The organism is Streptomyces sp. NPDC014995 (genome assembly GCF_043080745.1).
In the GTDB taxonomy this organism is placed as follows: Bacteria; Actinomycetota; Actinomycetes; order Streptomycetales; family Streptomycetaceae; genus Streptomyces.
The window spans coordinates 959,930-971,910 of record NZ_JBIBVX010000001.1 but is presented as its reverse complement, the minus strand read 5'-3'; the positions used below and the strand labels follow the sequence as shown (position 1 = coordinate 971,910).

Genomic DNA, 11,981 nt, shown 5'->3' with positions numbered 1-11,981 from the left:
CCCCCCCCCCCCCCCCCCCCCCCCCCCCCCCCCCCCCCCCCCCCCCCCCCCCCCCCCCCCCCCCCCCCCCCCCCCCCCCCCCCCCCCCCCCCCCCCGACCCCCCCCCCACCAGTCGCGCCCCACGGCCCGCCCCCCCAAGACCCCCCACGCCAAGACCGCTCGCCCCCCCGACACACCCCCGCACACCCCCCACTCCCCTCCCGACGACCGGCGTGTTGTCAGTGGCGTGGTGCACACTGGCCAGATCGGCACCACGTCAGGGAGCGCACCGTGATCGCGTCCACCGCGTCCACCGGAGAGGGACACCACCGACACCCACGCCAGGCCCACGTCGACCCGCTGGCCGGCCACCGCACCCCGGGCGACCCGCCCTGGGACGTCTACCTCACCGGCACCGTCTTCCTCGACATCATCTTCACCGGCCTCGACTCCGCCCCGGTCCGCGGCACCGAGTCCTGGGCGCGCGGCATGGGTTCGAGCCCCGGCGGCGTGGCCAACATGGCCACCGCCCTCGCCCGCCTCGGCCTGCGGACGTCCCTCGCCGCGGCCTTCGGCGACGACCACTACGGCGACTACTGCTGGGACGCCCTGGAACAGGGCGAGGGCATCGACCTCACCGCCTCCCGCACGGTCCCCGGCTGGCACTCCCCGGTCACCGTCTCCATGGCCTACGAGGGCGAACGCACGATGGTCTCCCACGGCCACGAACCACCCCCGGAGGAGCCCGCCCCCGACTCCCCGCCGTACGCCCGCGCCGCCGTGGCCTCCCTCACCCCCGGCAAGCGCGACCCCTGGATCGCCCAGGCCGCGAGCAGGGGAACCCGTGTCTTCGCCGACGTCGGCTGGGACGACACCGGCGCCTGGGACCTGGCCGGCCTCGCCGACCTGGAGCACTGCGAGGCCTTCCTGCCGAACGCGGAGGAGGCCATGCGCTACACCGGCGCGAGCTGCCCCCGCGCCGCCGCCCACGCCCTCACCGCACACGTACCGCTCGCGGTCGTCACCCTCGGCGCGGAGGGCGCCTACGCGGTGGACCGGCGCACGGGCGAGTCCGCCGAGGTCCCGGCCATCGCGGTGGAGGCCCTCGACCCCACCGGCGCCGGGGACGTCTTCGTGGCGGGCTTCGTCACCGGCACCCTGGCCGAGTGGCCCCTCGCCGACCGTCTCGCCTTCGCCGGCCTGACCGCGGCCCTCTCGGTCCAGGAGTTCGGCGGATCGCTCTCCGCCCCCGGCTGGTCGGAGATCGCCGCCTGGTGGCGAAGGGTGCAGTCGGTCGAGGGCCAGGCCCCGGAGGCACTGCGCGGCTATGAGTTCCTGACGGATCTCCTCCCCGCCCAGGAGCCCACCCCGTGGCCCCGCCGCAGAGCGGTCCCCACGATCGGCTTCCGCCGGTCGGCGTGAGTCCGTCCCCCCGGGGTCGTGAGTCCGTCCCCCCGGGGTCGTGAGCCCGTCCTCCCGGGTCGTGAGTCCGTCCCCCCGGGGCCGTGAGGGGCCGTCCTCGGCCGGCGGGATCCGTGCTCCAGGCCGTGAGGCCGCTCCCTCGGGACGGGATCCGCTCGCTCGGCCGGCGGGATCCGTCCCCCCAGGCCGTAGGCCCGCCCACCCCCTTGGAGGAAAAGTCCTACGGCGATGTCAGCCCCCTGGCGTACCCTTGAACTCGCCAGGCCTCCCTCGTGGCAGGCGAGACGCATCCGGGAGGACGTAGAGGCCCTCGGGCCGGCCTATGACTCAGACACCCACAGCTCACACGCCCGCGCAGGGCCAGGCGAGAGCACAGTTCACCGTTCCCGCCCAGCACCCCATGGTGACGGTGCTGGGATCCGGCGACTCCCTCCTGCGCGTGATCGAGACGGCTTTCCCGGCGGCCGACATCCACGTCCGGGGCAATGAGATCAGCGCGGTCGGCGACGCGCGGGAAGTCGCCATGATCGCGCGCCTGTTCGACGAGATGATGCTGGTGCTCCGCACCGGGCAGCCGATGACGGAGGACGCAGTGGAACGCTCGATCGCCATGTTGCGGGCGAGCGAGAACGGGACGAGCGACGGCCAGGAGACCCCGGCCGAGGTACTGACGCAGAACATCCTGTCCTCGCGCGGCCGCACCATCCGACCCAAGACCCTCAACCAGAAGCGGTACGTCGACGCGATCGACAAGCACACGATCGTCTTCGGCATCGGACCCGCGGGCACCGGCAAGACCTACCTGGCCATGGCCAAAGCGGTCCAGGCCCTGCAGTCCAAGCAGGTCAACCGCATCATCCTGACCCGCCCCGCGGTCGAGGCGGGCGAGCGTCTGGGCTTCCTGCCCGGCACGCTCTACGAGAAGATCGACCCCTATCTGCGCCCGCTCTACGACGCGCTGCACGACATGCTCGACCCCGACTCGATCCCGCGCCTCATGGCCGCCGGGACCATCGAGGTCGCGCCCCTGGCGTACATGCGCGGCCGGACGCTCAACGACGCCTTCATCATCCTCGACGAGGCCCAGAACACGAGCCCCGAGCAGATGAAGATGTTCCTCACCCGCCTCGGCTTCGACTCGAAGATCGTGATCACGGGTGACGTGACCCAGGTCGACCTGCCGACCGGCACCAAGTCGGGCCTGCGTCAGGTGCAGGACATCCTGGAGGGCGTCGACGACGTCCACTTCGCCCGGTTGTCGTCCCACGACGTCGTACGGCACAAGCTGGTGGGCCGTATCGTCGACGCGTACGAGACGTACGACACCAAGCACGGCACGGAGAACGGCACGCACAAGGGCGGCCGGGGGAAGTCCGGGCACAAGGGGAAGTAGACCGAGCGCGACCATGTCGATCGACGTCAACAACGAGTCCGGAACCGAGGTCGACGAGCAGGCGATCCTCGACATCGCCCGCTACGCGCTCGCACGGATGCGCATCCACCCGCTCTCCGAGCTGTCGGTGATCGCCGTGGATGCCGACGCCATGGAGCAGCTCCACATCCAGTGGATGGACCTGCCGGGACCGACCGACGTCATGTCGTTCCCGATGGACGAGCTGCGGCCGCCGTCGAAGGACGACGACGAGCCCCCGCAGGGGCTCCTCGGCGACATCGTGCTGTGCCCCGAGGTCGCGGCCAGGCAGGGGGCGGAGGCGCCCACGCAGCACTCCATGGACGAGGAGCTCCAGCTGCTCACCGTCCACGGCGTGCTGCACCTGCTGGGCTACGACCACGAGGAGCCCGACGAGAAGGCCGAGATGTTCGGCCTCCAGGCGGCCATCGTGGACGGCTGGCGCGCGGAGAAGGGCCTGACCGGCCCGTCCCCGGCCCCGACCGTGTCATGAGCCCAGGTCTCGTCTCCGGCGCGATCGCCCTGGTCGTCGTCGCGTGGCTCGCCGCCTGCGCGGAGGCGGGCCTCGCGCGCGTCTCCAGCTTCCGCGCCGAGGAGGCCGTCCGCAGCGGCCGGCGCGGCAGCGCCAAGCTCGCCCAGGTCGCCGCCGACCCCACCCGGTACCTCAACGTGGCGCTGCTGGTCCGCGTCGCCTGCGAGATGGCGGCGGCCGCGCTGGTCGCCCACGCCTGCCTCCAGGAGATCGAGGGCACGGCCCCGGCCCTGCTGACCGCGATCGGCGTGATGGTCCTCGTGTCGTACGTGGCCGTCGGTGTCTCCCCGCGCACCATCGGCCGCCAGCACCCGCTGAACACGGCGACGGCCGCCGCGTACGTGCTGCTGCCGCTGGCCCGGATCATGGGCCCGATCCCGTCGTTGCTGATCCTCATCGGCAACGCGCTCACGCCCGGCAAGGGCTTCCGGCGCGGCCCCTTCGCCTCCGAGGCGGAGCTGCGCGCGCTGGTCGACCTGGCCGAGAAGGAGTCGCTGATCGAGGACGACGAGCGGCGCATGGTGCACTCGGTCTTCGAGCTGGGCGACACGCTCGTCCGCGAGGTCATGGTCCCGCGCACCGACCTCGTCGTCATCGAGCGCTACAAGACCATCCGCCAGGCCCTCACCCTGGCACTGCGCTCCGGTTTCTCGCGGATACCCGTCACCGGGGAGAGCGAGGACGACATCGTCGGGATCGTGTACCTGAAGGACCTGGTCCGCAGGACGCACATCAACCGCGACGCGGAGAGCGAACTCGTCTCGACGGCGATGCGGCCCGCCGCCTTCGTGCCCGACACCAAGAACGCCGGCGACCTGCTGCGCGAGATGCAGCAGGAACGCAACCACGTCGCCGTCGTCATCGACGAGTACGGCGGCACGGCGGGCATCGTCACCATCGAGGACATCCTCGAGGAGATCGTCGGCGAGATCACCGACGAGTACGACCGTGAGCTGCCCCCGGTGGAGGAGCTCGGCGAGGACCGCTACCGGGTCACCGCCCGCCTCGACATCACCGACCTCGGCGAGCTGTACGGCCTGGAGGAGTACGACGACGAGGACGTGGAGACCGTCGGCGGTCTCCTCGCGAAGGCGCTGGGCCGGGTGCCGATCGCCGGGGCGTCGAGCGCCGTCGAACTGCCCGACGGGCGTGAGCTGCGGCTGACGGCGGAGGCCGCGGCCGGCCGCCGGAACAAGATCGTGACGGTGCTGGTGGAGCCGGTGGGCCCGGCGGGGTCCGCCGAGGAGGAGAAGCCGGAGTGACCCCTCAGGAGCTGCGCGCCTTCTGCCTGTCGTTCACCGCGGCCGTGGAGGAATTCCCCTTCCGGCCGGAGATCTCGGTCTTCAAGGTCGGGGGCAGGCTGTTCGCCCTGACGACCCTGGACGCGCGGCCCCTGACCGTCAACCTCAAGTGCGACCCGGAGGACGCGGTCCGGCTGCGCGCCGAGCACCCCGGCCTGATCGCCCCCGGCTACCACATGAACAAGCGCCACTGGAACACGGTGACCGTCGACGGCGACCTCCCGGACCGCCTGGTCCGGGAGCTCATCGAGGACTCGTACGACCTGGTCGTCGCCGGCCTGCCGCGCGCCGAGCGCCTCCGTCTCGACCGGCCCTGAGACCCCGTGGGCCTACCCCGTGGCCGGTCGGACGCGGTGCGGCTACGTATGCTCGGGGCATGACCGACAGCAGCGCGCTCGACCCCGAGGACCGCAAGATCGTCACCCTGGCCCGTTCCGCCCGGGCCCGCAACGGCGTGCCCGAGGGCGCGGCCGTACGGGACGAGACCGGGCGTACCTATGTCGCCGGGACGGTCGGCCTGCCGTCGCTGCGGCTGAGCGCGCTGCAGACGGCGGTGGCGATGGCGGTGGCCTCGGGAGCGACGTCGCTGGAGGCGGCCGCGGTGGTCACGGAGGCGGATGGCGTCTCCGAGACGGACCGGGCCGCCGTCGCGGACCTCGGTGGTCCGGGCACCCCCGTGCTGCTGGCCGGGCCCGACGGGAGCGTGCGGCTGACCGTCTCCGCGGGCTGACGTACCAGGGGCTCCGCCCCCTGGACCCCCGGTTTCCCTCAAGCCCCCACCCCCTCCGCGGGACGAGGGGGCACCGCCATGACTTAGGCCGGATTTCAACCTTGCCGTTCCGTCGCCCCCGACGCATCAATGGAGCCATCAGTTCCGACGGACCGTCAGATCCACCCCCCACCGGGACCGGCGTCCGCACCCGCCGTCCCGTCCGGCCGTCCGTCTTCGCAGATCCGGGAAGGGAGCCGGAAAACCCCATGAGCAAGAGAATCGGAACAGGTGCGGCACTGCTGGCCGGGGCCCTCGCGGTCACCGGGCTGGCGCTGGCGCCCACGGCCGTCGCCGTCACCCCACAGACGGCGACCATCACCGCCAACTGCGGTCTGTTCGGCGGTGGTGCGGCCACGCTCACCGCCACCCAGAACGGCACCGCGGCCACCCTGACACTCTCGTCCACCGCGATCACCGCGCCCATCCCGATCGGCGCGAACAGCATCGACTCCACGCTCACGATGGCGAACTCGACCGGTGCCGCCAGAGTCTTCAGCGGCACCGTGAACCCCGCCATGGCCACCGGCGCCCCGATCGTGGTCGGTCCGCTCAGCGGGACCGTGGCCTCCGGTGACAGCCTGGACTTCTACCAGGGCTCCCTGAAGATGGTCGTCTTCGGGATCACCGTCACCTGCACGGCGACCGGTCCGCAGTCGCCGGGGCCGTTCGTGTTCGACTGAGAAGCGCGCAACGGGCCGTCAGTTTTCCTCGCGGCGAGGAAAGCTGACGGTTCATCAGTTCCGCACGGCATCTCCATTGACTTCTCACGCCATCCCCCGCTCAATGCCCCCTGTCGGCGCAGAAGAGCCGCTGCGCCCGCATCCCTCAGGAGGGGGCAACCATGGGTGCGACACCCCAGAGGATCCGAAGATCCCGAACACGGCACTGGACCGCGCTGCTCGCGGCGGCCGCGCTCGCGGTCACCACGGGCGGCGCGCTGGCGACACCCGCCGCCGCGTCCGTGAACGTGGACTTCCCCACGCACTGCGTCCCGCCGCCGATCGCGGGCATCCCGCCGATCGACGGCACCACCACCGCCAGGATCACGGTGGACAACGCCAGTCCCCGGGTCGGCGACACCGTCACCGTGACGTACACGGTGGTCACGCCCGCCGCGAGCAACCCCACCGACCTGGCCCTGCCGGCCGACATCATGACGCCGACCGGCAAGGTCGCCCTCGGCGGGGCGCAGACCGGCAGTGTCACGGTCGCGGGCCCCAGGAAGAACGACCCGGTGCCCGGCCGGGGCACCTTCCCGTCGTTCTCCATGACCGGCACGTTCACGGTCACCGCGCCCGGCGCGATCACCCTCTCGCCCGGCGACTACAACATCCACACCAGCTACATCCTGGAGCTGGACACCCCCTGCACGGTGACCAGCCCGCCCGCCCCGGTGTCGGAGACGGTCACGGCGGCCGCCGACCCGCCCGCCAACACCCGCGCCATCTCACTGGGTTCGGCCTCCGGAGCGCCGGGCGCCGCGGTCACCGTCACCGGCGGCGACTTCACGCCGGGCGCGAGCGTCACCCTGGCCGGGCGGTCCGGGTCCGCCCAGACCGCGGACACGGCGACCGTGACCGCGAACGCCCAGGGCGGCTTCAGCGGCTCCCTCGTCGTCAACGACCGCACCACGACCGGCATCGTGGCGTACGAGGGCGGCGCGTGGAGCGCGGAGAAGGGCGCCGGGCCCGTCGCGTACGTCGTCGTCGACGACACGCCCGTACCGGACGGGAGCCAGAAGCTGACGACGACCGTGAAGGCGGGCACCCTGTCGATGTCGCAGGCCGGGGACGCCGTTCAGCTGTCGGCGGTCGACTTCGGCACCGGCGGGGCCTCGACCGGGGCGCTGAAGACGGTGACCGTCAAGGACTTCCGCGGCGGACCCGCGGGCTGGTCCCTGACCGGCAAGGTCACCGACTTCACCGGTCCCGGCGCCAAGATCGACGCCGGGAAGCTGAGCTGGACGCCCGCCTGCGCCACCGCAGCGGGCAGCCCGAGCACCTGCCGGGCCGGCTCGGCGGGCGTGGTGGGCAGCGCCGGGGCGACCCTGGCCTCTGCCCCCGACGCCACGCTCACCGGCGGCGAGTTCACCGCCGACGCCCGACTCTCCCTCGACGTACCGGCGTTCACGCCTCCGGGCACGTACTCCGGCGTCCTGACCCTCACCCTCACCTGACGCACGCCCCCGGTGGCCGGGCGCCCGCCCCACAGGTCCGCACCCGCCCGTCCACCCGCCGTCCACCCCGCCGTCCAGCGCCCGTGGGGGGTCCGCACCCATGCGCAAGCCGTACGTCCTCCTCCTGACACTCCTCTTCCCGCTGCTGGTGGCCGCGCCCGCCCGCGCCGCCGACAACGGCAGCTGGTCCGTGCACCCCGTCTCCTCGGCCGTCGCCGCACGGCCGTACTTCCTGCTGTCCGCCGATCCCGGGCAGACGATCGAGGACAAGGTCGTCGTCACCAACAAGACCGACCGGCCCCTGACCTTCCGGCTCTACGCGGCCGACGCCTACAACACCGCCCGCGACGGCGGGTTCGCGGTGCGGACGGTGGGAGAGCGGATGCGGGGCGTGGGGGCGTGGGCGAAGCCCGCCAAGGACCGGGTCACCGTGCCCGGCCGCACGTCCGTGACCGTGCCGTTCACGGTCCGCGTGCCCAGGGACGCCGAACCCGGCGACCATCCGGGGGCGGTCGTGGCGCTCGACGAACGCGTCGAGACAGCCGGCGGCGGGGTCGCGCTCGGCGTGCGCAGGGCCGTCGGCGCCCGCGTCTACCTCGAGGTCGGCGGGCCCAGGCTGTCCGCGCTCGCCGTCGAGGACGTCCGCGTCGCCCACCGGCAGCCGCTCGTCCCCGGCCTCGGCGACAGCACGGCGACGATCTCCTACACCCTGCACAACACCGGCAACGTCACCCTCGATCCGAAGGTGGAGCTGCGGGCCCGCGGACTGTTCGGGCGGACGCTCCTCGCCCGCGACCTGACCCGCGTCCCCTCCGAGCTGCTGCCCGGCCAGCGCGTCCGGCTCACCGAGCCCTGGCCGGACGCGCCCCAACTCGACTGGGCGGACGTGACCTTGACGGCGAGCGCCCGGGACACCCGCGAGTCGGCGAGCGCGTCGTTCCTCGCGCTGCCGTGGCTGCTCGTGGCCGTGGCGTTCGCCGCCGGAGCGGTGGTGGGGGTACTGGTGGTCAGAGCGCGTCGGGGCCGCGCTCGCCCGTCCGGACCCGTACGACCGTCTCGACCGGCAGCGACCACACCTTCCCGTCCCCGATCTTCCCCGTCTGCGCGGCCTTGACGATGGCCTCGATGACGGCGTCCGCGTCGGCGTCCTCGACGACGACCTCGATACGGACCTTGGGGACCAGGTCGACCTGGTACTCGGCGCCGCGGTACACCTCGGTGTGGCCGCGCTGACGGCCGTAGCCGCTGGCCTCGGTGACGGTCAGCCCGTGCACGCCCAGCTCCTGCAGAGCGGTCTTGACCTCGTCGAGGCGGTAGGGCTTGACGATCGCGGTGATGAGCTTCATGCCTGGGTCTTGGCCTTCTGGGGGGAGGGGACGGAGTGCGCGGTGACCGGGGCGCCGTGGCCCAGGACGCCGTGATCGTATGCGGTCTCGGCGTGCACCGTAAGGTCCAGGCCGGTGTGCTCCTGCTCCTCGTCCGCCCGGAAGCCCATCGTCCGGTCCAGCAGCCTGCCGATGCCGTACGTCACGAGGAAGGCGTACGCCCCCACGGCGACGACGGCCACCAGCTGCTTGCCGAGCTGGGCGAGGCCGCCGCCGTAGAGGAGGCCCTCGGCGCCGCCCGTCATCGACTCGACCGCGAAGACGCCGATGAGGAGGGTGCCGATGACGCCGCCGACCAGGTGGACACCGACGACGTCCAGGGAGTCGTCGTAGTTCAGCCTGAACTTCCAGCCCACGGCGTACGAGCAGACGACACCGGCGGCGAGGCCGACGACCAGGGCGCCGAGCAGGGAGACCGAGCCGCAGGACGGCGTGATCGCGACCAGGCCCGCGACCGCGCCGGACGCGGCGCCCAGCGTCGTCGGATGGCCGTCGCGCTTCTGCTCCACGAAGAGCCAGCCCAGCAGGCCGGTGCAGCCGGCGGCGAGCGTGTTGAGGAACGCGGCTGCCGCCAGGCCGTTCGCGCCGAGGGCCGAGCCCGCGTTGAAGCCGAACCAGCCGAACCAGAGCAGACCCGCACCCAGCATCACCATGGGCAGGTTGTGCGGGCGCATCGCGTCCTTCTTGAAGCCCAGGCGCGGGCCCAGGACCAGGCACAACGCCAGTCCCGAGGCGCCGGAGGTGATCTCCACGGGGAGGCCGCCGGCGAAGTCGAGGGCGCCGAGCCCCTCCAGGATCCAGCCGCCCGGGCCCCACACCCAGTGGGCGACGGGAACGTATACGAGCAGCGCCCAGACGGGGACGAAGACCAGCCAGGCCGCGAACTTCGCGCGGTCCGCGATCGCGCCGCTGATCAGCGCCGCCGTGATGATCGCGAAGGTGAGCTGGAAGGTGGCGAAGAGGAGGGTGGGGACCGTGCCCCGGACGCTGTCCGGGCCGAGGCCGGCCATACCGGCGTGGTCGAGATCGCCGATGAGGCCGCCGCCGAGGTCGTCGCCGAAGGCGAGGGAGTAGCCGGCGGCCAGCCAGACCACGGTGACCAGGGCGATCGAGACGAAGCTCATCATCAGCATGTTGAGGACGCTCTTCGTGCGGACCATGCCGCCGTAGAACAGGGCCAGACCCGGGGTCATCAGCAGGACGAGGGCGGTGGCGGCGAGCAGCCAGGCGGTGTCACCGGTGTCGATCTGCGCGGCGGCGAGGGGCGCGGCGAAAGTCACGGTCGTCTCCAACGGGGTGGGGGCTCGTCAGAGGGTCACCGGCGTGCGTTTCGGCTTGCGCACGGGTGTGTTTCCGTGATGTTTCGTTGCGTGGAGGTTTCCGGACGCTCACGTGCGGGGCGCCGCGCGGGGTGTTGTCCGGGGTGCTCCCGGGCCGTTGTACGGCGGGGCTTCCCGCATCAGGGAGAATGGCGGCATGAGCGTTCGTACCCAGTCATCCGAACAGTCGGCCGATGCCGTTCACCGGGCCGGCTTCGCCTGCTTCGTGGGACGCCCCAACGCGGGCAAGTCCACCCTCACGAACGCTCTGGTCGGGAAGAAGGTGGCGATCACCTCGAACCGGCCGCAGACCACCCGGCACACCGTGCGGGGCATCGTGCACCGGCCCGACGCGCAGCTGATCCTGGTGGACACCCCGGGGCTGCACAAGCCGCGCACCCTGCTGGGGGAGCGGCTCAACGACGTCGTGCGGACGACGTGGGCCGAGGTGGACGTGATCGGCTTCTGCCTTCCGGCGAACGAGAAGCTGGGCCCCGGTGACCGCTTCATCGCCAAGGAGCTGGCCGGGATCAAGCGGACGCCGAAGGTCGCGGTCGTCACGAAGACGGACCTCGTGGACCCCAAGACGCTCGCCGAGCAGCTCATCGCCATCGACCAGCTCGGCAAGGAGCTGGGGTTCGAGTGGGCGGAGATCATCCCGGTCTCCGCGGTCGGCGACAAGCAGGTCGACCTGCTGGCCGACCTGCTGGTGCCGATGCTGCCGGAGGGCCCCGCCCTCTACCCCGAGGGCGACCTGACGGACGAGCCCGAGCAGGTGATGGTCGCCGAGCTGATCCGCGAGGCGGCCCTGGAGGGCGTACGGGACGAGCTCCCGCACTCCATCGCGGTGGTCGTGGAGGAGATGCTCCCGCGCGAGGACCGCCCGGCGGACAGGCCGCTGCTCGACATCCACGCGAACATCTACATCGAGCGCACCAGCCAGAAGGGCATCATCATCGGGCCGAAGGGCCGGCGCCTGAAGGACGTCGGCATCAAGTCCCGCAAACAGATCGAGGCGCTGCTGGGCACACCGGTCTTCCTCGACCTGCACGTGAAGGTGGCGAAGGACTGGCAACGGGACCCCAAGCAGCTGCGCAAGCTGGGCTTCTAGCCGGGCGCCGGGTGCGGAGGTCGTGCCCGGGGTGTCACGCCCGGGGTGTCAGGTCCTGTGGGCCCACCCCCGCAGCAGTCGCAGTCGCTCGTAGGACTCCGTCCCCGGGCGGGCCTTGTGCACGATCAGCGGCTGGTGGTGTCCGTGACTCGGCAGGACCTCGCAGTCGAGGTCCGGCGGGCCCGGTCTGGACGGCCCGGGACACCGGCGCCCTCCGAGCCCTCCGCACGACCACCGGGCTCACCTTCCCCTCCGGATCCGCCGCGGCGTGCGGCTCCCGGTGGCCGCCCGGGTATCTCACGAGCTTCGGACAGCACGCCGCCCACCGCCCGGCCCCGGGCGTCCGGCGGCCGGGTCCGGGGCCGTGGACCGCAGCGGGCCGGTGTCATCCCCCCGCCTGTGCGGGGAGTGCGCCGCCCACCGTCCTGGCCCCGGCCCCGTCGGCCGGGCCGCGAGGTTGGCGGAATGCGCAGCGGGCCGGTGTCATCCCGGCGCCCGTGCGGGCAAGTGCGCCGCTCACCGCTCTGGCCCCGGCGTCCGAGCCCGGAGGCTGGCGACCGCAGCGGGCCGGT

12 protein-coding genes and 1 pseudogene are annotated in these 11,981 nt (G+C 72.6%); 10 read left to right on the top strand and 3 right to left on the bottom strand.

Annotated elements, in window-relative coordinates; genetic code table 11:
• Positions 1-271 precede the first annotated feature (271 nt).
• The 9 genes from ACF1A1_RS04345 (at position 272) to ACF1A1_RS04305 (ending at position 8,708) form a co-directional block, all read left to right on the top strand.
• A complete protein-coding gene (locus tag ACF1A1_RS04345) occupies positions 272-1,402 on the top strand; it encodes a carbohydrate kinase family protein (RefSeq protein ID WP_391645286.1) in 1,131 nt (376 codons plus the stop codon).
• Positions 1,403-1,724: 322 nt separating this feature from the next.
• Positions 1,725-2,795, top strand: coding sequence for a PhoH family protein (locus ACF1A1_RS04340; protein ID WP_391645284.1), 1,071 nt, complete (start codon positions 1,725-1,727; stop codon positions 2,793-2,795).
• Positions 2,796-2,808: 13 nt separating this feature from the next.
• Positions 2,809-3,306: an rRNA maturation RNase YbeY gene (gene ybeY, locus ACF1A1_RS04335; protein ID WP_391645282.1), complete on the top strand. Its 498-nt coding sequence runs from the start codon at positions 2,809-2,811 to the stop codon at positions 3,304-3,306.
• Positions 3,303-4,607 carry a hemolysin family protein gene (locus ACF1A1_RS04330; protein ID WP_391645280.1) on the top strand — a complete coding sequence of 435 codons (1,305 nt, stop codon included), beginning with the start codon at positions 3,303-3,305 and terminating at the stop codon, positions 4,605-4,607. The genes ybeY and ACF1A1_RS04330 overlap by 4 nt, the downstream gene beginning before the upstream one ends.
• Entirely contained in the window at positions 4,604-4,963 is a 360-nt protein-coding gene (locus ACF1A1_RS04325; protein ID WP_391645278.1) for an MmcQ/YjbR family DNA-binding protein, read from the top strand. The genes ACF1A1_RS04330 and ACF1A1_RS04325 overlap by 4 nt, the downstream gene beginning before the upstream one ends.
• Positions 4,964-5,022: 59 nt before the next feature.
• Positions 5,023-5,376 carry a cytidine deaminase gene (locus tag ACF1A1_RS04320; RefSeq protein WP_391645276.1) on the top strand — a complete coding sequence of 118 codons (354 nt, stop codon included), beginning with the start codon at positions 5,023-5,025 and terminating at the stop codon, positions 5,374-5,376.
• Positions 5,377-5,624: 248 nt separating this feature from the next.
• Positions 5,625-6,098: a hypothetical protein gene (locus ACF1A1_RS04315; protein WP_391645274.1), complete on the top strand. Its 474-nt coding sequence runs from the start codon at positions 5,625-5,627 to the stop codon at positions 6,096-6,098.
• Between the two features lie 161 nt (positions 6,099-6,259).
• Positions 6,260-7,594, top strand: a complete 1,335-nt coding sequence (locus ACF1A1_RS04310) for a beta-xylosidase (RefSeq protein WP_391645272.1) — start codon at positions 6,260-6,262, stop codon at positions 7,592-7,594.
• Positions 7,595-7,694: 100 nt separating this feature from the next.
• Complete coding sequence (locus ACF1A1_RS04305) at positions 7,695-8,708, top strand: WxL protein peptidoglycan domain-containing protein (protein ID WP_391645270.1); 1,014 nt, start codon at positions 7,695-7,697, stop codon at positions 8,706-8,708.
• Here ACF1A1_RS04305 and ACF1A1_RS04300 read toward each other — a convergent pair.
• Positions 8,602-8,940, bottom strand: a complete 339-nt coding sequence (locus ACF1A1_RS04300) for a P-II family nitrogen regulator (RefSeq protein ID WP_391645268.1) — start codon at positions 8,938-8,940, stop codon at positions 8,602-8,604. The genes ACF1A1_RS04305 and ACF1A1_RS04300 overlap by 107 nt on opposite strands.
• The gene (locus ACF1A1_RS04295; protein ID WP_391645266.1) at positions 8,937-10,271 is read right to left on the bottom strand and encodes an ammonium transporter; all 1,335 of its coding nucleotides are present in this window, start codon (positions 10,269-10,271) and stop codon (positions 8,937-8,939) included. The genes ACF1A1_RS04300 and ACF1A1_RS04295 overlap by 4 nt, the downstream gene beginning before the upstream one ends.
• A 184-nt stretch (positions 10,272-10,455) precedes the next feature.
• On the opposite strand from ACF1A1_RS04295, the gene era reads away from it, so the two are divergent.
• Positions 10,456-11,409: a GTPase Era gene (era, locus tag ACF1A1_RS04290; RefSeq protein ID WP_391645264.1), complete on the top strand. Its 954-nt coding sequence runs from the start codon at positions 10,456-10,458 to the stop codon at positions 11,407-11,409.
• A 34-nt stretch (positions 11,410-11,443) separates the two neighbouring features.
• Here the strand turns inward: era and ACF1A1_RS04285 are convergent.
• Positions 11,444-11,583, bottom strand: a pseudogene (locus ACF1A1_RS04285) (transcriptional regulator); the annotation flags it as partial.
• Positions 11,584-11,981 lie beyond the last annotated feature (398 nt).

Bases quoted from the DNA above. Each gene is read 5' to 3' on its own strand.
- ACF1A1_RS04315 (WP_391645274.1), top strand. From the start codon at position 5,625: ATGAGCAAGAGAATCGGAACAGGTGCGGCACTGCTGGCCGGGGCCCTC.
- ACF1A1_RS04310 (WP_391645272.1), top strand. From the start codon at position 6,260: ATGGGTGCGACACCCCAGAGGATCCGAAGATCCCGAACACGGCACTGG.
- ACF1A1_RS04340 (WP_391645284.1), top strand. From the start codon at position 1,725: ATGACTCAGACACCCACAGCTCACACGCCCGCGCAGGGCCAGGCGAGA.
- era (WP_391645264.1), top strand. From the start codon at position 10,456: ATGAGCGTTCGTACCCAGTCATCCGAACAGTCGGCCGATGCCGTTCAC.
- ybeY (WP_391645282.1), top strand. From the start codon at position 2,809: ATGTCGATCGACGTCAACAACGAGTCCGGAACCGAGGTCGACGAGCAG.
- ACF1A1_RS04305 (WP_391645270.1), top strand. From the start codon at position 7,695: ATGCGCAAGCCGTACGTCCTCCTCCTGACACTCCTCTTCCCGCTGCTG.
- ACF1A1_RS04330 (WP_391645280.1), top strand. From the start codon at position 3,303: ATGAGCCCAGGTCTCGTCTCCGGCGCGATCGCCCTGGTCGTCGTCGCG.
- ACF1A1_RS04320 (WP_391645276.1), top strand. From the start codon at position 5,023: ATGACCGACAGCAGCGCGCTCGACCCCGAGGACCGCAAGATCGTCACC.
- ACF1A1_RS04300 (WP_391645268.1), bottom strand. From the start codon at position 8,940: ATGAAGCTCATCACCGCGATCGTCAAGCCCTACCGCCTCGACGAGGTC.